This window comes from Bradyrhizobium sp. UFLA05-109, assembly GCF_054185165.1.
Map to the genome: position 1 here is coordinate 38,967 of NZ_JBBIAR010000021.1, position 19,947 is coordinate 58,913.

Below are 19,947 nucleotides of genomic sequence, written 5' to 3' on the forward strand. Positions count from 1 at the left end.
CGCGCGCCCCGGGACGACGATCTGGGGATGAGGTCGCTTCTGAGCCCGCCTTAGACGGAAATGCCGCGAGCCCCCCCTTACGGCTCGTTGGCAAATTTCAGCCGTCCTGCCGGCTTCAGCGTGTGTGCGTCGAAGGTGCGGATTTCGGTGACCCCGCCGACATCGAGCGTCACCAGCACGCGGTCGCCGGCGACCGCGGTCGAGATGATCTTCGCGCCCTTCGGCAGGGTGGCGGTGACGTCGCTCAGCGCCTCGACCGCCCTTCCCTCGGACTTGAAAAGGCGGTAGCCCACCGCGATCAGGACGGCGCAGATCGCCAGCGCCGTGGTCAACCCCGCGATCAGCATCATCCGCCGCACCCGCGCGAACAGCGCGGCTTGCTCGGAGGTCGGTTCGGGAACAGCGGTTTCGGTCGTCATGCAGGGCTCTGGGTCAGCGCAAAGGATGGAGGTTGTCGTCACCGGCGACGAGGGTTCGGCCCGGCTCGACCGGGTGCTCGCCGCGCGCCTGCCGGACCTGTCGCGATCAAGGCTGAAAACCCTGATTCTGGCGGGCGCGGTGAGCCTGAAGTCCGCCGCGGTCCGCGACCCCGCTTACCACGTCGCATCAGGCGATACGATCATAATCGACGTGCCGGAGGCTGCCCCCGCCGAGCCCATGGCTGAGGATATCGCGCTCGATATCGTGTTCGAGGACGACGACATCATCGTCATCATCAAGCCGGCGGGCCTCGTCGTGCACCCGGCCGCCGGCCACGAGACAGGCACGCTGGTGAACGCGCTGATCGCCCATTGCGGTACCTCGCTGTCCGGTATCGGCGGGGTACGCCGGCCAGGCATCGTGCACCGGCTGGACAAGGACACGACCGGCCTGATGGTGGTCGCCAAGAACGACCTCGCCCACCAGTCACTGTCGGCGCAATTCGCCGACCACGGCCGCACCGGCGAGATGCGGCGCGGCTATCTCGCCTTTGCCTGGGGCGTGCCGAACCGGCAGCGCGGTACGGTCGATGCGCCGATCGACCGTCACCCGCATGCGCGGGAGAAGATGGCCGTGAGGCAGAGCGGCCGCACGGCGGTGACGCATTGGGAAATCATGGAGAGCTTTGCCGGGCGCGACGGCGAGCCTGTGGCCTCGCTGCTCGCCTGCGAGCTCGAGACCGGGCGCACCCACCAGATCCGCGTCCACCTGTCCCATATCGGTCACCCGCTGCTGGGGGATGCCGTCTACGGCCCCCACTTCAAGACCAAGGCGAACCAGCTCGGGCCAGAATCGCAAGGCGCCCTCGCCGCCCTTGGCCGGCAGGCCCTGCACGCTTATCTGCTGGTAATCGAGCACCCGCGAAGCGGAGAACTCCTCCACTGGGAACAGCCTTTGCCGGAGGATTTGCTTCTCCTGGAGGGGAGACTAAAAGCGGCGCTATGACGCAGGCCACTTAGGAAAAGCTTTACATTACAAAAAGTTATGGCAGCCACACGGGGACGTGACGTCAACAATCCTTCCCTAAATGACCCCCCATGGGGTATATTGCGCCTGCGTTGAAAGATCGACGCGGAACATCGCAGCCCGGCCGGCTTTAACCAAGCGGTCGTCTGCCTGGCCCGCCGCTATCGGGGGCCTGAACCTTTGGAGGGCGCAAGTATGGCCCGCGCAGCCACGTTGCCGGTTCTGAATGGAGAGTCCGGCCTTTCCCGTTACCTCGCCGAGATCCGCAAATTTCCCATGCTGGAACCCCAGCAGGAGTACATGCTCGCCAAGCGTTGGCGCGAGCATGACGATCGGGACGCGGCGCATCAACTCGTCACCAGCCACCTCCGCCTCGTGGCCAAGATCGCCATGGGCTACCGCGGCTACGGCCTGCCGATCTCCGAGGTCGTCTCGGAAGGCAATGTCGGCCTGATGCAGGCTGTGAAGCGATTCGAGCCCGAGAAGGGCTTCCGTCTCGCCACCTACGCCATGTGGTGGATCAAGGCGTCGATTCAAGAGTACATCCTGCGTTCGTGGTCGCTCGTGAAGATGGGCACCACCGCGAACCAGAAGAAGCTGTTCTTCAACCTGCGCAAGGCGAAGAGCAAGATTTCAGCACTGGACGAGGGTGATCTGCATCCCGACCAGGTGAAGCTGATCGCAAGCCGCCTCGGCGTCACCGATCAGGACGTCATCGACATGAACCGCCGTCTCGGCGGCGACGCGTCGCTGAACGCACCGATCCGCGACGACGGCGAGGCCGGCGAATGGCAGGACTGGCTGGTCGATACCTCGCCCAACCAGGAAGCCTTGATGGCCGAGCACGAGGAATACGATCATCGCCGTGACGCCCTGCATGGCGCCATGGGCGTGCTCAACCCGCGTGAACGTCGCATCTTCGAGGCGCGGCGCCTTGCGGACGAGCCGATGACGCTGGAAGACCTCGCAGCCGAGTTCGGCGTGTCGCGCGAGCGCGTCCGCCAGATCGAGGTCCGCGCCTTCGAGAAGGTGCAGGCCGCGGTCAAAGGCACGATCGCGAAGCAGGAACAAGCAGCGCTGGAAGCCGCGCACTAAGCGCGAGATTTTCCAGCGCCAACAATTGGCGGATCGAAGAGACTGAAAAGCCGGCGGCAACGCCGGCTTTTTTGTTTGCCGGAACGCAACCAGCCTCGCGGTGTCATGCCCCGGCTTGACCGGGGCATCAGTACGCCGCGGCTTGTCGATTGGACCACGACCGTCTCGGCGTACTGGAATCGCCCGGTCAAGCCGGGCGATGACAGCGGTGATTGCGATCAATAAGACGCGCGAAACTATTGCGCGAGCGTGTCCGCAATTCGAGCAAACGCTCCGGAGCTCGACGAGAATCGAGAACGGCGATAGTCGAGCGAGGAGACGTCGAGAGCGTGATGAACGCTCTCCAGTCAATCATTCCCAATCAACCACGCTTGTCGCAGGACGTTTGCTGGTGTATGTGCTGCGGCCCCCGGCGCGATATCGCGCCCTTTTTGTTCAAAGCTCTCAAGGGAGGCGGCATGAAATGTAGATCGACACGTTCTGACCACCGCCGCCCATTGGTGATCGGCAATCGGTCATGAGCTGAACGCCGCTTCGCGGCTGTTCTTTCATTCATCTTTCCGGCTACGAGGGGCGTGACGCAACACGGCGTCGCGCCGTGTTGTCATGTATTTGCGGTTCGTTACACCGCTCATCCACCCGCACAGCCGCGTGGAGAGCGGCTTCTTTCGTGCGTCCTGGTATATCCACCGGAACAACTGTCCCGATTGGATTCGGCAGGAGCTGTCGGATCAGTTCACCTGGTTCGCACAGCATCTGCCGATCCCCGGGCGCATCGCGCGGCACTTCAAGCGGCGCGATTCGATTTGGGGCATTTGCTGGTTCGATCCTCAAGCCCGCGAGGCCGTCAGCCGCGCGCGTTACTGCGCTTGGCTGCTTGAGGAGGGTGGCCTGCCGGTGCGCACGATCACAACCTTGCGCCAGCGCGAAGTGATCTGGCGCGATGCGCACCAGATCGTCACGAAGCCTTCCGCCGATCTTCCCAAGGCATTCCCCTGAGCATGGGAAGCCCGGTGGGCTTAGGATGACGATGAAAATCGATAGCGGTCGCTCTTGATTGGCGATCCGGCCCCGGCGGTTTCGGCCGCCGGTTGTCCGGACGCGCCTGGTGCGGAGGAATCCGATGCGCCCTACTCGCCCCACTCCCTTGCGAGGGTCGCGAGCCAGCAGCCTTCGCAATAGCGGGCGTCCTTGAAGTCGATCCAGTTGTGCGCATAGACGTGGTCGAGCGGGATGGCGTAGCGCGCCCGAAGGACGGCAACGAGGATGCGCCACGCCGCAACCTGCGCATCGGTCGGCCCCGTCGTCACATCCGGAAAATTGCCGGCGAACTCGACACCGATCGAATTGTCGCGCACGACCTGATGATAAGTCGCGGAGTTGTCGATGAAGGCGTTGTCGTTGCGATTGGCGCCGTCGCCATGGGTCGGTACGAGGTTCTCGGGGACGGCCCAATAGATCGTGCCGTCGGTCTCGACCCAGACCGTGACACCGCGCCGCGTCGGGTTCTTCGATTGTGCCAGCGCCCCCATGCGGGCCGATCCCGCCGGCCCCTCGGTCTGGTGCACGATGATGTTGTGCCAGGCATGGGCCGCAGTGACGTCGCCCCAGGGCGCGAGCCAGACCATGTTCAGACCGGGAATCGTCGGCGTGCCCGACGCGCGCGCCAGTCTGGCGAGGTCGGGATCGGTTGCCGCGGCCGGGGCGAGGAGTGCAAACGCGGCGAGCAGCGCCGCGAGAAGGCGGTAATGCATGAGGTGGAATGGTCCGTTACACCTCCGCCTTAACATAGGTCAGGCGAACTTGCGTGCCACTTCGGTCGGCAGGTGCGGCAGGTCCGGCTGTAGCGGTGGCGCGCCATCGTAGATAGCGAAATCGTTCTTGCCGCTTTTCTTGGCGGCATAGAGCGCATGGTCGGCGTTTGCCATCAGGCGGTCGGGAAATTGACCGATGCCGCGCTCCCACTGCGCGATACCGATCGAGACCGCGATCGGAATGTCGCCTCCTGAGCAGGTTTGTGCATCCCTGCGGCAGACGTCCAGCACGCGGCGGGCAATCAGCGCGCCCTCGGTCTGGGTCGACGACGGCAGCACGATGCAGAACTCGTCGCCGCCGGTGCGGGCGAGCATGTCGCCGGGTCTGAGGCGCGTCTGCGCCATCAGGGTGAAATGCTGCAGGCAGGCATCGCCCGCCGCATGTCCATGGGTATCATTGATGGCCTTGAAGCCGTCGAGATCGATGATCAGCAGCGAGAACGGCTTGCCGCTCCGCTCCGAGCGGGCGCACTCCTCGGTGAGGCGCTGCAACAGGTGCCGACGGTTGGCGACGCCCGTGAGGTCGTCGAGCAGCGCGAGATCGGCGACCTCATTGCGCAGGCGCTCGATCGCCATCAACAGGCAGCCGAAATTCCAGGCCATCGCCAGAAACACCAGCACGAGGATCAGGGCTGCCTGCAATCCGTTGAAATTGATCGCGGTGATGGCTCCGCCAAAGCCGAGCAGCGCGGCGACGGAGCGGATCAGATGCGCAGACAGCAGCATGAAGGCGACGATCGCGGCGAGACGCGCGCCGGGATTCTCCCGGCCGTCCTGCTTGCCGAGGAGGAGCGGCAGCACCATCACGATCGGCGTCGATTGTCCCAGCGAATAAATGAGGACGCGCGCGGGCATGTAGTCGATCACGACCAGGAACCCGGCGAGGCCGACCGTGGTCAGCAGCGAGACGGCAATTCCCGTACTCCAGGATAACGGCTTGTTGTAGAACCGCGTCACGCCCATGCAAGCGAGCCAGGACGAGAAGATCATCAGCCCGCCGCCGGCAATCAGCGGAAAGCGCGGATCCATCACGCCGCGTAGCATGGTGATGCCGGCACCGACCGCTGCCAGCACCGCAGACGCCGTCCAGAACCGTGCCGCCTCGAACTTGGGATAGGCGTTGGCGACGTAAGCCCAGATCAGGCCCAGCGCCAGGAAGTTGATGACGATGACGATCCAGAGTGTCGACACGCTCAGCATGGCGACCGCGCGACGTGCATCGTCGCGCCCTCTCCGTTTGGCAACCGTCCGTCCATGACCATCCCCGTCTTGTTACGGAGGACAATGCGCGTGGCGCGCTTAACGGAGTCTCACCGCGATCTGCGAAAGCGCGCCTTTGGTTTTGGATTGATGAACGCCGCGCGCGCGTTGCCGGATCGTTAGCCATGTCGTGCGGGCGCCTGGCAGACACCGGCAAGGCGGATTCGCGGACGGAATCACCCATACAAGCGTTTGATCTGTGGATAACGCAATGACAGCGGCGTGACAGCGCAGGGCAGGCGCCCGCGAATCTGCTGAGTTTAGTGTCGAGGATGTTGCGAGGCTGGCCCTCCGCCGAGCATCCCTCGTGTCGCGTTCCACCATTAACCCTTGAGAGGATACTATGGCTAAGAAAGCGAAGAAGGCGAAGAAGGCGAAGAAGGCCAAGAAGGCGAAGAAGAAGTAACGTTACTTCTTGTTCTGCCCGGGTGGAGCCTCGCTCCGCCCGGGCATCAGGTCCGGACGAGACGAAAAACGGCGGGCACAAGGCCCGCTTTTTTGTTGGCTAAGCGTCGACGGCCTCACTTTCTCTCCTCGCAAGCAAGGAGAGGTGAAGAGCCTACCGCTCCGCAAACGCCAGCCTCGCGCCGAGCACGGCAAAACCGGCGGCAAAGCTGCGGCGCAGCCAGGCCATGACGCGAGGGCGGGAAATGACGCGCTCGCGAACGGAGGCGGCAAACAGGCCGTAGACCACGAATACGGCAAATGTCATCGCCATGAAGACGCCGCTCAATTCCAGCATCCGCGCCAGCACATTGGCCTCATCGGCGGCAATGAACTGCGGCAGGAAGGCGAGGAAGAAGATCGAGAGCTTTGGATTGAGGATGTTGATCAAAAATCCTGTGACGATCACCCGCCAGCTCGAACGCTCCTTAATCCGCCCCTCCACCGCCAGCGCCCCGGTCTCGCGCAATGCCTGCCAGGACATGTAGAGCAGATACACCACCCCGCACCATTTCAGCGCCGCGAAGGCGAGCGCGCTGGTGTGGAGCACGGCCGCGAGCCCAAGCATCGCCGCCGTCATATGCGGCACGATGCCGAGCGTGCAGCCAAAGGCGGCAGCAACGCTCGCCCGCGAACCGCGTGTCAGGGCCGCAGCCAGCGTGTAGAGCACGCCGGTGCCAGGCGAAGCGATCACGATCAGGGATGTGAGCAGGAAGGGCCAGGTCATTGCCCGAGCTTATCACCGCGGCTGACGGCGACAATACGACGCCCGAACGGCCGTCAGGAGAGCTGAGCGATCTCGGCCTCGCGCAGCACGTCAAGGGGTGCCCAGGGTTTGGCCCAGAATTTTGCACCATGAGGCAAAGGCTGCGTCAGCGGCCGCCCCGAGGTGACGACGACGTCAAGTCCTGGGTTACGCTCCTTCGCGAGGCGGGCGACTTCAACCCCGTCGGTGCGGCCGGCGAGCTGCACGTCGGTCATCAGGAAACACAGCGTGCCCGCGGCCACGTCGAGTACGTGCCGAGCATCCTCGCCGTTTGCGCACTGAATGACGTGATAGCCGCTCTCCTCCAAGAGAAGGCTGAGCATCTCGCGCTGCATGGCGTCATCCTCGACAATCAGCGCGACCGCACGAAATGGCCGGGCCTGTCCCATAGGCTGCTCCTGATATTGCTGGTCATGGGTCTCAACTATCGTAGGTTAAAAAAGGAACCGCGAATTGGTTCGGCTCCGGACCAAATATTGTAAGCAGGTTCCCTTCTTTGAACCCATGGAGTCACACATGACTGCGATCCGCGGCGCCGCCGCCATCACGGGAGCTGCGAGCGGCATCGGCCGCGCGCTGGCGATCGAGTTCTGCGAGCGCGGCTGCGATCTCGCGCTCGCCGACCGCGACGAGGCCGGACTGACGACGCTGGCGGCCGAGATCGGCGGCAGAAGCAGGGTCAGCGTGCATCGCGTCGATGTCGCAGAGCCGAGCGAGATCGCGCGGTTCGCAGCCGAGGCGGTTGCCGCGCACCCCGATCTCAACATCCTCGTCAACAATGCCGGCGTCGCGCTGCTGGGCTCGTTCGAGGAGATCGACCAGGCGCAGATGGAGTGGCTGTTCAACATCAATTTCTGGGGCGTGGTGCATGGCACGCGCGCCTTCCTGCCGCATCTGAAAACGCGGGACGCGGCGCATATCGTCAACATTTCCTCCAGCTTCGGCATCATCGCCCCGCCGGGGCAATCCGCCTACGCGGCGTCGAAGTTCGCGGTGCGCGGCTTTTCGGAGAGCCTGCGTCATGAGCTTCAGGTCGCCGGAGGTCCGGTGAAGCTGTCGGTGGTGCACCCCGGTGGCATCGCCACCAATATCGTCCGCAATTCGCGCACCGGTGTCGGCGTCACCGACAACGCCCGCCGCGTGCAGTCGATCGAGTGGTTCGAGAATGCAGCGAAGACGACGCCAAGAGCCGCGGCCCTGCGCATCATCAAGGGCATCGAGCGCAACGAGCCGCGCATCCTGATCGGCAACGACGCCCGCTTCATGGATCTCCTCCAGCGCTTTCGGCCGGCGACGTATTGGAAGCCGTTGCAGCGAAGGCTGGAGAAGATGGCGCAGGGGAAGTGAGGATGATGGGCGCTACATAGTGCCACATATGTATCGCTGTCATTCCCCGCGAAAGCGGGGAATCCGGTACGCCGCGACCTCTCCGTATCCCCTCACCGCCTCTGGAATACTGGATCACCCGCTTTCGCGGGTGATGACAGTTGGGCGTGTGGATGGCACTTGCGACAAGCTCGTCATTGCGAGGAGCGAAGCGACGAAGCAATCCAGATCATCTCCGTGGAAAGATTCTGGATTGCTTCGCTGCGCTCGCAACGACGGTGGTCGAGGCGTTCTCCACTCCCCTCACTGCCCCATCAGCCGATCGGCAAAATAACCGATGGTCTTGCGATAAATCAGTGCCCTGTTCCACTCCCGCATGGCTTCGAAATTGGCGGTGCCTTCGCCATAGGGCTGGCCCATCTTGAAGCCGTTGGTGTGCAAGAGGTTCGCAGTCGAGGCGAGCACGTCGGCGGCGCTGTGGCGCAGGTCGACGCGGCCGTCGCCGTCGAAATCGACGCCGTACTTGATGTAGGAGGACGGCAGGAACTGCGTCTGCCCGATCTCGCCGGCATAGGCGCCGATCAGGTCGCGCAGCGGCAGGTCGCCACGCTGCACGATCTTCAAGGCGGCGAGCAGCTCGCCCTGGAACAGCTCGGTGCGGCGGCAGTCGTGGGCCAGCGTCGCGAGCGTTCGGATCACCGGCAGCTTGCCCATGTCGCCCTTGCCGAAATCGCTCTCCAGCCCCCAGATCGCGACAAGGATCTGCCTGGGCACGCCGAATTGCTGCTCGATGCGCGAGAGCAGCGCGGCGTGGCGCTGGAGCAGCGCGCGGCCGCCATTGATGCGGCCGGGACCGACGCGGGTCGAGACATACTGCTCGAACGTCTTGTTGAAGGTGTAGCGCTGGCGCCGGTCGAAGGCGAGCACCGCGCCGTCCTGGGTCAGCCCACTGAACGCCGCGCTGGTCACGCTCGGCGAAACTCCGGCCGCCTGCGCTTCCGACGCCATACTGGCGACGAACGAATTAAAGTCGCCGCCGCAACGGGCGGCCTCGGCCGAACCGCTCGCCAAAAGACCGACGAACGCGACGGCCAGACCCAATCTCAGCATGTCAGAAATCCCTCAAAATCTCGCGCGGAGCACGCGAGCGATCATGCCCGGGAACGCCACCACCGTCAAAGTGGTGCGGCTGACCAACAGAACCGGCGAGGCAGCAGGCGAGACTAATGTCCTGCGTCCCTGTTTTCTCCCAACCGAAAGAGAGTGCCGATGCCCGCGCCGCGCCACATCCTCGGATCGCTTGCCCTTGCCGTCCTCCTCTCGTTTCACGCGTTCACCGAGGCTTCAGCACAGACACGCGACGTCGCAAGTGCCCGGGACTATCCCGGCATCGGGCGGTTCGCCGGCAGCGTGATCACGGGATATGTGACCAAGGATTTCGACGCGACGCGGATGCAGGCCGCGGCCTTCAGGGACGGCCAGCCCACCGACGCGCGGCGCCTGGAAGGCCGCATCGTCCGCATCGCCTATCGCACCAATCCCGGCCCCTCAATCCTGGAAGTGTCCCGAAATTTCGAGACGCAACTTGCAAAGGCCGGCTTCGAGACCCTGCTCGCCTGCGATACGGATGCCTGCGGCGCCATTCCATTTACGGAAAGCATCGACACGCTGCCCGTCCCGCAGATGTGGGTCGACGGCTTCAACTACCACTACTATGCGGGACGCAAGACCGATGGCGGCCATCAGACCTATGCCAGCGTCATCGTCAGCCAGAACAACCAGGAGATCTATGCACAGCTCATCGTTGCCGAGCTCGGCGCAATCGAGAACAAGATGGTGGATGCCGCCGCGATGGCGAAAGGCCTCGGCGAAACCGGACACATCGCGCTCTACGGCATCTATTTCGATACCGACAAGGCCGTGCTCAAGCCGGAGAGCCGGCCGACGCTGGAGCAGATCGCAAAGCTGCTGACAAGCCAGCCGCAGCTCAACGTCTTCATTGTCGGCCATACCGACAGCCAGGGTGCCTACGACTACAATCTCGATCTGTCACGCCGCCGCGCCGAAGCGGTCGCGGCCGAGCTCGCGAAGAGTTTTCGCATCGCGCAGACCCGCCTGCGGACAGCCGGCGTCGGACTACTTGCGCCGGTCGGCTCCAACGCAACGGACGCCGGCCGCACCCTCAATCGCCGCGTGGAGCTCGTGGCGCCGTGATGACCGACCAATTTTCTCGTCGCTCCGGGACGGCCCGAAGGGCCGAGCCCAGAATCCATCCGACCGCAGAATCGGCAGCGATATGGATTCCGGGCTCGCGCTGACGCGCGCCCCGGAACGACGAGATACGGGACTGTGCCCGTTGCGGGATTGAAGCCTCGCGCACTGGTGCTATCTTCGATCCACTGCTGCGTGCGAAGGTACGTCATGCCCAACGATCAGCAACATCCTCAACCAAAGCGCCTCACGCTCCTGCGTGTTCCCCTGTTCCGCCTGCTCGCCATCAACCTCGCGATCGGCGCCTGTGCCGCGACGCTGCTCGTCGGCGGGCTGTTGCTCATCAATCCCGCGCACTTGCGCGATCTCATCTTCGCCGACAGTTCGCCGGTCGTCGCAATTTTCCTCCTGCTCGGCTCCTTCCTCGTCACGTTCGGCTCGGCGGCGATGGGCAGCGCCATCATGGCGCAGGAACGCAAGGAAAATGACGGCGGAGGCGGCGGTGGAAAGCTGCACCTGGCGCCGCAGAAGTTGATCGACGAGCCGCGTTAGCGCGCACGCGTCGTCGAATGGGCCAGTGACGTGCGATGGAACCGATGCAGTTCGCTGCTACCGCGTACAAATGCAGCGAGTTCCAATCGCGGCGCCGTGATCGGTATAGTTCGACCGGCCAAGCAAATCGTTCGAATCTCAAACGTAATGTGCGACAGCGATTAACTTATGTGTGTTGGCACGCTGCGACATCGCCCTGTCATAATTTTATCTTGCCAACACATCGATCAAGCGATAGAATTCTATCTTAAGTTGTCGTCCCTGCCAGCCCCGGGCGACGGTGAAGACCAAAAATAAACGGCGGGCTTTTCGGCCCGCCGTTTATTTGAGGGAGGGGTCGCACTAAAGGGCGCATGGGACCTTGCGAAGCGCCTTCCATCCTGCAAATAGATTTCGTCGATCGATTGCGCAACCGGTCCCGCGGCCACAAGCCTTGCCACCAAGGCCCCGCGCTGACCACCGGCAAATCGCAAAGCCATTTGACTATGGCGTCTTGATCGACGACAAGCCGCTCATGGCCAAAAAACCTGGAACCAATCCCAAAGGCGAATTCGCCTTCTTCAACGTCGTCTACGAAGACGATTCCCAACGCTCCAACCGCCGCGTGCCTGCCGAATTGCTCAGCGGCCTCGACGGCGACGATCCCGCACGCGGCTTCATCCTGGAGCAGGACCGCGAGATCGCCGAAAAGTCCGGCCGGCCGGCACTCGAGATCAAGCGGATCGAGCGCGTCGGCGCGAAGAAGAAGTAGATCCACATAGGCAGGCGCTCACCAGCGCCCGCTCCGCTTGTTCCAGGAAAACAGCAGATCGGCAAAACGGTCATAGAAGAACCGCGTGAATGGCAGCGCCACGCGATTGCCGAACAACGCCGCAAGCCACCTCTCACCTGGCGTCAGCCTCCACAGAGCGATCGCCACATCAGCACCGACGATGAGCCGGCCTGCCTCATCGGTCGCATGCAGGCGGCGCCTGATGTCATCGAGCGAGGCACCGAATTGCGCCAGCGCGTCAGGCTGCTCGTTGATGTCTCTGAATTCGACCGTGCCCGTGCGCACCAGCACCAGCAGCTTGTTGCGCTGCCAGTCGATGCCGGCGTCACAGACGGGGCAGCGGGTGTTGTACCAGACGGTGAGGTGAGGTCTCGGCATGAGCGGTTATAGCGAAGCAGAATTCAAAACTTAAATCGAGCGCATCAAACAAACTCGCGGCGCGCGGACAGTAGCGTTCACCAGAGGTGGTGCTGATTTTTGATACGTTGTTATTAACCTGGACTGCGTTCTCTTTTTGTTCTAAGGTGGATGGATGGCTGCCTCGACCCAGATTGAGTGGACTGACGCCACGTGGAATCCGGTCACTGGATGCACGAAGATTACTCGCGGCTGCGACCTCTGTTACGCGGAACGCTTTTCAGAACGGTTTAGAGGCGTGCCCGGTCATCCATTCGAATCCGGCTTTGATCTTCAGTTGCGTCCAGAACGACTAGAGCAACCACTCACTTGGCGACAGCCGCGCCGCATCTTCGTCAACTCCATGAGTGACCTCTTTCACAAGGAAATACCGAAGCCGTTCATCGATTCCGTCTTCAAGACGATGGAGGCCGCCGATTGGCATACATATCAGGTACTGACGAAACGTAGTTCGCTCATGACGCGCTATCTCCTAAACCGATACCCCACGGGGAAAGCTCCTCCCCATATTTGGTTAGGTGTGTCCATCGAGGATGCGCAGAATGCTGTTCGACTAAAGCATCTCCGGGCCGCGCGTGCGTCAACGAAGTTCGTTTCATTCGAACCTTTGCTTGGTCCTGTCGGCAAACTTGACCTCAAAGGGATCGATTGGGTGATTGTGGGTGGTGAAAGCGGTCCACGCGCACGTCCAATGGCGGAGGAGTGGGCAATCGAGATTCGAGATCAATGCCGGACCGCGAAAGCCGCCTTCTTCTTCAAACAATGGGGCGGCACTCGACCGAAGTCTGGCGGGCGACTCCTGCGGGGCCGTGAATGGAATCAATACCCTCGAATTTCTCGAACCAGACTATTAGAGTCAGCAGAATAGAGAGGTTTAGTTGTGACCGACCCTTACTTCGGTCGCGAGCAGAGCAAGGCTAAGCATTTTATTTTGAAGAGCTACCTTCAGGCGCTCGCGTTTAAGGTATTGAATTTTTCTGACGTCACGTATGTCGACGGCTTTTCAGGTCCGTGGGAATCCCAGACCGAAGACTTTAGCGACTCGTCCTTCATGATTGCGATCCACGTTTTGAAGGACGCTCAAAGTCAAGTGCTGGCGCGAACCGGAAAAAGACGGCGGATTAGATGCTTCTTTTCCGAGAAGAATGCAAAGGCGTATTCTCTGCTAGAGAGCGCCGTTGCCAAATTTCATAAACCTGAGGACGGGTTTGAAATTAAGACTTACGAAGGAAAATTCGAGGATGCGGTTGACATCATTCGATCTTTCGTGGGCACATCCTTTCCTTTGATATTCATCGACCCCACTGGGTGGACTGGCTATCCATTCGACAAGATCAGACCTTTATTTGCACGAGCCAAGTGCGAGGTGTTGATCAACTTCATGTACGACTTTATCAATCGATTTGCATATAGTGCGGACCGAGAAATCATTGACTCACTGGCTCCCATTCTGGGCGGGCCTGATTGGCCAAATCGTCTCGATCAAGATATTCCCCGCGGCCTCGCTGTTGAAAAGCTATTCCGCGACACGCTCGAAAACGCAGGAAATTTCGAATTTGTCGTATCCACGAAGATCGACAAGGCGACAGCCGAGCGCCCTCATTTCTTCATCGCATACGGAACCAAGAGCGCTGAAGGACTGAAGACGTTCCGTGACATTGAATACGACGCACTGCGAAGACACGCTAAAGATCGGGCGAATGCAATAGAAGCGAGAAGAGAAGAACGACTAAACGTTGCCGACTTGTTTGCCGGTCATCGAGCCGAATTGAGTGAAGCGACAGTGGAGGAGATTGTCGCCGAACAAAAGCGGTTAGCCGCCGCCCGCATATTGGAGTTGCTTGCCCAACAAGGGGCGCTCAAATTTTCGCAAGTCGTCCCCGCCCTTCTCCAGCCGTTCATGTTGCGGAAACGTGAAGGACATTTGTGTCGACCTTGCCAAGGCCGGCCGAATTGAAAATGTATGGGGCAGCGGCAATCGAAAACCGCACGATGAAGATGTTATCCGGCTAAGCTCGCAGTAGTGACCCAAACAAGAAACGGCGGGCTTTCGCCCGCCGTTCTGGATGCCAAGAGTGGCCTTCCGATCAGTTATCCAGGAAGCTCCGCAGCTTGCGGCTCCTTGACGGATGCTTCAGCTTGCGCAGCGCCTTGGCTTCGATCTGGCGAATGCGTTCGCGGGTGACCGAGAATTGCTGACCGACTTCTTCCAGCGTGTGGTCGGTGTTCATGCCGATACCGAAGCGCATGCGCAGCACGCGCTCTTCGCGCGGGGTGAGCGAGGCGAGCACGCGCGTGGTGGTCTCGCGCAGGTTCGACTGGATCGCGGCGTCGATGGGGAGGATCGCGTTCTTGTCCTCGATGAAATCGCCGAGGTGTGAATCCTCTTCGTCACCGACGGGCGTTTCGAGCGACAAGGGCTCCTTGGCGATCTTGAGAACCTTGCGCACCTTCTCCAGCGGCATGCCGAGCTTCTCGGCGAGCTCTTCCGGGGTCGGCTCGCGGCCGATCTCGTTGAGCATCTGGCGCGAGGTGCGCACGATCTTGTTGATCGTCTCGATCATGTGCACGGGGATGCGGATGGTGCGCGCCTGGTCGGCGATCGAGCGGGTGATCGCCTGCCGGATCCACCACGTCGCATAGGTCGAGAACTTGTAGCCGCGGCGATACTCGAACTTGTCGACCGCCTTCATCAGGCCGATGTTGCCTTCCTGGATCAGGTCGAGGAACTGAAGGCCGCGGTTGGTGTACTTCTTGGCGATCGAGATCACGAGACGCAGGTTGGCTTCCACCATCTCCTTCTTGGCCTGGCGGGCTTCGCGCTCGCCCTTCTGCACGGAGTGCACGATCTTGCGGAATTCGACGATCTCGAGACCCGTGAGCGCAGCGAGCTGATGCACCTCGTGGCGGAGGTCCTTGATGCGGTCCTTCTCGTGATGAACGAAGTTCTTCCAGCCCTTGGCCGAAAGCTTCGAGACCCGGTTGAGCCAACGCGGATCGAGCTCCGAGCCGGTGTAGTTGCGCAGGAAGTCCTCGCGCGCGACGCCGTGGCTGTCGGCAAGGCGCATCAGGCGGCCCTCGTGCGAGACGAGGCGCTTGTTGATGTCGTAGAGCTGCTCGACGAGGCTGTCGATACGCGCCTGGTTCAGGCGCAGCGACTTCACCTCGACGATGATCTCGTCCTTGAGCTTGCGATATTTGCGCTCCTGGTGCGGCGAGAGCGAGGGGCCATGCGAGGTGCTCTCGAGCTGGTTCTGGATGTCCTGCTCCTGAAGCTTGCGCAGCTTCTTGTAGCTCTCGGCGATCTTGTCGAATATCTCGACGACCTTCGGCTTGAGCTCGGCCTCGATCGCCGCGAGCGACATCTGGTTCTCGAACTCATCGTCCTCGTCCATGTCGGCTTCGGCGGCGGCCTCGCCCGGATCCTTCTCGGCCTCGGTGCCATTGCCGCCGGCAGGCGCGGCACGGAACGGGGTCGGCGACGGCGGCGCGGCGGGTGGCGCGACGTGCGCAGGCGCTGCCGCGTTGGCTTCACCGCCCTCGGCGGGAGCTTCGCCGTTCTCCCCGGTGGGGCCGCCGATCATCGCGGTGTTCATGCCACCCTTGGCATCCGGACCGGCATAGGTCGCTTCGAGATCGATGATGTCGCGGAGGAAAATCTTGCCTTCGTTGAGCTCGTCGCGCCAGATGATGATGGCCTGGAAGGTAAGCGGGCTTTCGCAGAGGCCCGCGATCATCGCCTCACGGCCGGCCTCGATGCGCTTGGCGATCGCGATTTCACCTTCGCGGGACAGGAGCTCGACCGTGCCCATCTCGCGCAGATACATGCGCACGGGATCGTCGGTGCGCTCGCCGGGCTCGCTCTTCTTGACCTCGGTGACGGCCTTCTGGGTGACCTCGACGAGCTCGTTGTCGGTCTCGTCCTCGCCGCCCTCGTCCTTGTCGTCCTCGCCTTCGCTGTCGTCGGCTTCGGTGACGTTGATGCCCATGTCCGAGAGCATGGACATGATGTCCTCGATCTGCTCGGGCGAGGTCTGGTCGGACGGCAGGACTTCGTTGAGCTGATCAAAGGTCACGAAGCCGCGCTTCTTGGCCTGCTTGATCATCTTCTTCACTGCCGCATCGGACAGGTCGAGCAACGGCGAGGGCGCGTCCTGGGAATCCTTCTCCGGAGCGTCCGCTGCCTTGTCGTCCTTTTCCTTGTCCTTCGCCTGCAGCGTCTTTGCCTTGGTGGCCATCCATTGCTCCTAAACGCGCTTCATACAGGCGGCTCGCACGGCGCCTGCCTGAATTCACTGAACCTGTTTCGACGCTCTCGCTTCGTCAGCTCTCGACACGGAAAGGGCGGCGCAAACCTCTCTCGCCACCCCGGAACTTCTCTCGCCGGATTTGCCTAACGCTTCGTGAGCACCTTTGTCGCCGGCGAATGCAGGTAGAGTGCCAAACAGCGAATGCGCGGATTTATTCCTGACGCGTCTGTTATGCCTGCGGCCGCCTGTTGGCCAAAGTGCTACAAGACAGTTAAGCCTCGATTAACCCTGTTTTTGCCGCCAAACCATGGATTTGGCGAGTCTTTTTGCGGTTCCGGCCCCGGCCGTCCGCATGATTCTTTCATCACACGCTCTTCTGAAACCGGCCCGACAGCTCGCCAAAACCCTCAATCAGGGCCTCGGTACCGTCGACCTCGGCCATCCGAGCCTTGACGTCACGCAGCCACGCCAAATTGGCCTCGCTGGGGTCTTCCCCCAAGGCCAGCTCGGCGTCTTTCAGCTCCCTAAGTAGTGAATGCCACTGCCGATGCAAGGCGACGAGCTGATTCCAGGTCGCAAGAACGTCATCGCGCGCTGCGCCCTCGCGCGCCCCGAACACGGCCTGGGTCGTGATGGCGCGTTCAACCCTTTGAAGTAGAATAGAAAATCCGCCTCGATCGAGGTCGGCGCGCATCTTCTCGGCCTGCTCGGAGGGGTCCGGGCTGTGATGATGGTCATTGGCGAAGGCGGCGATAATACCGGCACGGAGCTTGTGGGCCTCCGGGTGAGCGAGCTCCAGCGCCGCCACCTCCTCCAGATGGTCGTGCAGGAGCCAGGGGTGGTTGATAAGGCTTTGCAGGATCAGCGCTTCCCGGCGGGAGATGGCGCTGCGCTGTCCTCGCATGATCGGGCTTGCCGCGAGTTGCGGGCTCGCCGCCTGGTACGGGCCGGAGGGGAGCGAGGTGGGAATCGGGCCGCCGCGACGCCCCTGGCTGGCGAATCGATTCGCGCCGCCCCCGCCGCGGGGCTGGAAGGAGCGACCGGGTTGCGAGCGGAAATTGCCACGGCCGGCGAAGCTGCCGCGGCCGCCCCCTTCAGGTGCAAAGGTGCGCTGCAGGCGCTCGGCGAGATCCTGGCGGTAGTAGCGGCGCACGACCTCGTCGCGGATGCCGTTGCTGAGTTCGTTGATGCGTGCTTCCAGCGCGGCGCGACGCTCGGGCGTGACAAAGCTGCCGCCTTCGAGCTCGCGCGACCAGATCACGTCCGCAAGCGGCCGCGCCGCCGCGATGACTTCCTCGACCGCGCCGCGGTCGCCGGAGCGCACGAGATCGTCGGGATCCTGCCCCTCCGGCAGCAGCGCGAAACGCAGGCTCTTTCCGGGCGCCAGGAACGGCAAGGCAAGGTCCGCAGCACGATAAGCCGCCTTCTGCCCAGCCTTGTCGCCGTCAAAGCAGAGGATCGGCTCGTCCGCCATCTTCCAGAGCAGCGCGAGCTGGCTTTCGGTCAGCGCGGTGCCGAGCGGCGCCACCGCGCCGGCAAAGCCCGCGGTGACCATGGCGATGACGTCGACATAGCCTTCGACCACGATCAGCGCCGCGCCGTCATGCGCAGCTTTCCGCGCGGTGGCGTGGTTGTAGAGATTGTCACCCTTGTGGAAGAGCGGCGTCTCCGGCGAGTTCAGGTATTTTGCCGGAACGTCCTTCTCGAGCGCCCGCCCGCCGAACGCTATGACGCGGCCACGCAAGTCCGTGATCGGAAACATCACGCGGTCGCGGAAGCGGTCGTAGGGCACGGGAATGTCGTTGCCCGCGACCAACAGGCCGGTCTCGATCATGTCTTCGACCGAGACGCCCTGCTTGCCGAGATGCTCTTTCAGCGCGAAGCGCTCGGGTGGCGGCGGCGCATAGCCGAGGCGGAACTGCAACTGCGTCGCAGGCGAGATGGCGCGATCAGCGAGGTAGCCCCGCGCCTTGGCGCCCAGGCGCGAGGCCAGCGTCTCGGCAAAGAACTTTGCGGCGAGCTCCATCACGTCATGCAGCGTGCGCCGACGCTGCTCGTGACGCGCCGCATCCGGGGTTGCCGCCGGCAGCGGCAGGCCCGCCATGTTGGCGAGCCGCTCGACGGCCTCGGCAAACGGCAGACCGTCAGTCTCCATCACGAAGTCGATGATGTCGCCATGCTTGCCCGAGGAGAAGTCGTGGTAAAAGCCCTTCTGGTCGTTGACGTAGAAGGACGGTGTCTTCTCCTGCTGGAACGGCGAGAGCCCCTTCCACTCCCGCCCCGCCTTCTTCAGCTTCACGCGCTTGCCCACGACTTCGGAGACCGAAAGCCGGGCACGCAGCTCGTCGAGGAATTGGGGCGTGAATCGCATAAGGTGATTCTAGGCGTGAGTCGGGGCCTTGTGCCAGTCGGCTAGGCATATAGGGCTGGCTCACGGAAATACGCCGGTCGTAGGGTTTCTCCCGGTTATTCACAGGGGCTCTTCCATCACGTCGCGCTTGAACCCAGCGGGGTTCCGCGCTTCCATGCCCCCCATGTTCACGACGTTTCGAGGCGGCCACAGCGGGGGTTGGCGCGTCACCTCGATCTCACCCGTGAAGGGTGATCCCCTGCCGTTCATGCCGGCGCTGTCGGTGGTCGACAGCGAGGCGGCTGCACTGCCACTTGTGCCGTCGCGCAATTCGTGGCGGCTGGTCGGCGTCGCAAGCTATCTCCGCTACACCGAGCGCGCCGAGAAAGAGCAGCTCGTCGCGGCGCAGGCCGGTCTCGGCCGCAGCGAGGCGACCAGCGCGGCGCTGATCCCGATCCGCAAATCGACCGCCTGGTGGGACCTCACGGCCGAAGAGCGGCGCAGGATCTTCGAGGACAAGTCGCACCATATCGCCAGCAGCCTGCGCTTCTTGCCGGCGATTGCGCGGCAGCTCTACCACTGCCGCGATCTCGGCGAGCCCTTCGACTTCCTGACCTGGTTCGAATATGCGCCGGCGCACGCCTCGCTGTTCGAGGAGCTGGTCGCGATGCTGCGCACGACCGAGGAGTGGTCCTACGTCGAACGCGAGGTCGACGTGCGCGTGGTGCGCGAAGTGCTTGCGGCCTAGTGCTCCAGAAATCTGCCGGACGCGATCTGCGGCAGGTCTGTGACCGGCCAGTTGTAGACGTAGGTCCAGGCCTTCTCGGTCGCGCCATCCGCAAGCGTGACGTCGATCAGCGCGCGCAGATATTCGGTCGGCTCGGGAAAGCCCTCGCCGCAGGCCTCGTACATGTCGAGCTCACGCAGGAGTTCGTCGGGCGCGCGCAGGCGGAAGAGTTCGCCATGCACGAGGTCGGACGCTGCCTCCGAGAGCAGGAGCCCCGGATAATGCTTCACAAGAACGAGCCGGCCGCGGCAGGCCGCTTCCCCAAGGAAATCCGCATGCGCCGCGAGCAGCCGCGCCATCGGATGGTCAAAGCCGCGCATCAAGGTGCCGTAGACGAAGAGACGATCGGTGGTCATGGGGGTTGTTCGTCGTTCCGGGATGGTGCGTCAGCACCAGACCCGGAACCTCGAGATTCCGGGTTCGATGCTGCGCATCGCCCCGGAATGACGAATTGCGG

The 19,947-nt window shown here is 62.7% G+C and carries 20 protein-coding genes; 10 read left to right on the plus strand and 10 right to left on the minus strand.

The features are described 5' to 3' along the window. Nucleotides 1-77: 77 nt before the first annotated feature. Nucleotides 78-419 carry a hypothetical protein gene (locus Q3C01_RS17150; RefSeq protein ID WP_458146497.1) on the minus strand — a complete coding sequence of 114 codons (342 nt, stop codon included), beginning with the start codon at nt 417-419 and terminating at the stop codon, nt 78-80. Here Q3C01_RS17150 and Q3C01_RS17155 point away from each other — a divergent pair. The 3 genes from Q3C01_RS17155 (at nt 418) to Q3C01_RS17165 (ending at nt 3,540) form a co-directional block, all read left to right on the plus strand. After that, nucleotides 418-1,425 carry an RluA family pseudouridine synthase gene (locus Q3C01_RS17155; protein ID WP_458146498.1) on the plus strand — a complete coding sequence of 336 codons (1,008 nt, stop codon included), beginning with the start codon at nt 418-420 and terminating at the stop codon, nt 1,423-1,425. The two genes, Q3C01_RS17150 and Q3C01_RS17155, sit on opposite strands and share 2 nt — an antisense overlap. 216 nt (nt 1,426-1,641) lie before the next feature. After that, nucleotides 1,642-2,541, plus strand: a complete 900-nt coding sequence (gene rpoH / locus Q3C01_RS17160) for an RNA polymerase sigma factor RpoH (RefSeq protein WP_458146499.1) — start codon at nt 1,642-1,644, stop codon at nt 2,539-2,541. A 651-nt stretch (nt 2,542-3,192) separates the two neighbouring features. Next, a complete protein-coding gene (locus tag Q3C01_RS17165; RefSeq protein ID WP_458146500.1) occupies nt 3,193-3,540 on the plus strand; it encodes a hypothetical protein in 348 nt (115 codons plus the stop codon). A gap of 131 nt (nt 3,541-3,671) precedes the next feature. Here the strand turns inward: Q3C01_RS17165 and Q3C01_RS17170 are convergent, their stop codons facing one another. From Q3C01_RS17170 to Q3C01_RS17185, 4 genes are all read right to left on the minus strand, one after another. After that, nucleotides 3,672-4,295: a peptidoglycan recognition protein family protein gene (locus Q3C01_RS17170; protein ID WP_458146501.1), complete on the minus strand. Its 624-nt coding sequence runs from the start codon at nt 4,293-4,295 to the stop codon at nt 3,672-3,674. Nucleotides 4,296-4,334: 39 nt separating this feature from the next. Beyond that, entirely contained in the window at nt 4,335-5,555 is a 1,221-nt protein-coding gene (locus Q3C01_RS17175; protein ID WP_458146502.1) for a GGDEF domain-containing protein, read from the minus strand. A gap of 619 nt (nt 5,556-6,174) precedes the next feature. After that, nucleotides 6,175-6,786 carry a LysE family translocator gene (locus tag Q3C01_RS17180; RefSeq protein WP_458146503.1) on the minus strand — a complete coding sequence of 204 codons (612 nt, stop codon included), beginning with the start codon at nt 6,784-6,786 and terminating at the stop codon, nt 6,175-6,177. 53 nt (nt 6,787-6,839) lie between these two features. Further along, complete coding sequence (locus tag Q3C01_RS17185; RefSeq protein WP_458146504.1) at nt 6,840-7,214, minus strand: response regulator; 375 nt, start codon at nt 7,212-7,214, stop codon at nt 6,840-6,842. Between the two features lie 127 nt (nt 7,215-7,341). Here Q3C01_RS17185 and Q3C01_RS17190 point away from each other — a divergent pair, with 127 nt between their 5' ends. Beyond that, a complete protein-coding gene (locus Q3C01_RS17190) occupies nt 7,342-8,172 on the plus strand; it encodes an SDR family NAD(P)-dependent oxidoreductase (protein ID WP_458146505.1) in 831 nt (276 codons plus the stop codon). A gap of 282 nt (nt 8,173-8,454) precedes the next feature. Here Q3C01_RS17190 and Q3C01_RS17195 read toward each other — a convergent pair whose 3' ends face one another. Continuing rightward, complete coding sequence (locus tag Q3C01_RS17195; protein WP_458146506.1) at nt 8,455-9,261, minus strand: lytic murein transglycosylase; 807 nt, start codon at nt 9,259-9,261, stop codon at nt 8,455-8,457. A 159-nt stretch (nt 9,262-9,420) separates the two neighbouring features. On the opposite strand from Q3C01_RS17195, the gene Q3C01_RS17200 reads away from it, so the two are divergent. The 3 genes from Q3C01_RS17200 (at nt 9,421) to Q3C01_RS17210 (ending at nt 11,665) form a co-directional block, all read left to right on the plus strand. Further along, nucleotides 9,421-10,365 (plus strand): OmpA family protein, encoded by a 945-nt coding sequence (locus tag Q3C01_RS17200; RefSeq protein ID WP_458146507.1) that lies wholly within the window; start codon nt 9,421-9,423, stop codon nt 10,363-10,365. A gap of 207 nt (nt 10,366-10,572) precedes the next feature. Then, complete coding sequence (locus Q3C01_RS17205) at nt 10,573-10,914, plus strand: hypothetical protein (RefSeq protein WP_458146508.1); 342 nt, start codon at nt 10,573-10,575, stop codon at nt 10,912-10,914. A 514-nt stretch (nt 10,915-11,428) separates the two neighbouring features. Beyond that, nucleotides 11,429-11,665, plus strand: a complete 237-nt coding sequence (locus tag Q3C01_RS17210) for a hypothetical protein (protein ID WP_458146509.1) — start codon at nt 11,429-11,431, stop codon at nt 11,663-11,665. 18 nt (nt 11,666-11,683) lie between these two features. Here the strand turns inward: Q3C01_RS17210 and Q3C01_RS17215 are convergent, their stop codons facing one another. Beyond that, complete coding sequence (locus Q3C01_RS17215; protein ID WP_458146510.1) at nt 11,684-12,064, minus strand: thiol-disulfide oxidoreductase DCC family protein; 381 nt, start codon at nt 12,062-12,064, stop codon at nt 11,684-11,686. Between the two features lie 154 nt (nt 12,065-12,218). On the opposite strand from Q3C01_RS17215, the gene Q3C01_RS17220 reads away from it, so the two are divergent. Both Q3C01_RS17220 and tcmP read left to right on the plus strand, forming a co-directional pair. Next, nucleotides 12,219-12,971 carry a DUF5131 family protein gene (locus Q3C01_RS17220; protein ID WP_458146511.1) on the plus strand — a complete coding sequence of 251 codons (753 nt, stop codon included), beginning with the start codon at nt 12,219-12,221 and terminating at the stop codon, nt 12,969-12,971. Between the two features lie 12 nt (nt 12,972-12,983). Continuing rightward, nucleotides 12,984-14,060, plus strand: a complete 1,077-nt coding sequence (gene tcmP, locus Q3C01_RS17225) for a three-Cys-motif partner protein TcmP (protein ID WP_458146512.1) — start codon at nt 12,984-12,986, stop codon at nt 14,058-14,060. A gap of 130 nt (nt 14,061-14,190) precedes the next feature. Here the strand turns inward: tcmP and rpoD are convergent, their stop codons facing one another. Further along, entirely contained in the window at nt 14,191-16,341 is a 2,151-nt protein-coding gene (rpoD, locus tag Q3C01_RS17230; protein ID WP_458146513.1) for an RNA polymerase sigma factor RpoD, read from the minus strand. 376 nt (nt 16,342-16,717) lie between these two features. Further along, a complete protein-coding gene (gene dnaG, locus Q3C01_RS17235; protein ID WP_458146514.1) occupies nt 16,718-18,724 on the minus strand; it encodes a DNA primase in 2,007 nt (668 codons plus the stop codon). 163 nt (nt 18,725-18,887) lie between these two features. Between dnaG and Q3C01_RS17240 the strand changes: the two genes are divergently transcribed. Then, nucleotides 18,888-19,451 carry a chlorite dismutase family protein gene (locus Q3C01_RS17240; RefSeq protein ID WP_458146583.1) on the plus strand — a complete coding sequence of 188 codons (564 nt, stop codon included), beginning with the start codon at nt 18,888-18,890 and terminating at the stop codon, nt 19,449-19,451. On the opposite strand, the gene Q3C01_RS17245 is transcribed toward Q3C01_RS17240, so the two are convergent. Continuing rightward, complete coding sequence (locus Q3C01_RS17245; protein ID WP_458146515.1) at nt 19,448-19,846, minus strand: gamma-glutamylcyclotransferase family protein; 399 nt, start codon at nt 19,844-19,846, stop codon at nt 19,448-19,450. The two genes, Q3C01_RS17240 and Q3C01_RS17245, sit on opposite strands and share 4 nt — an antisense overlap. Between the last annotated feature and the right edge of the window lie 101 nt (nt 19,847-19,947).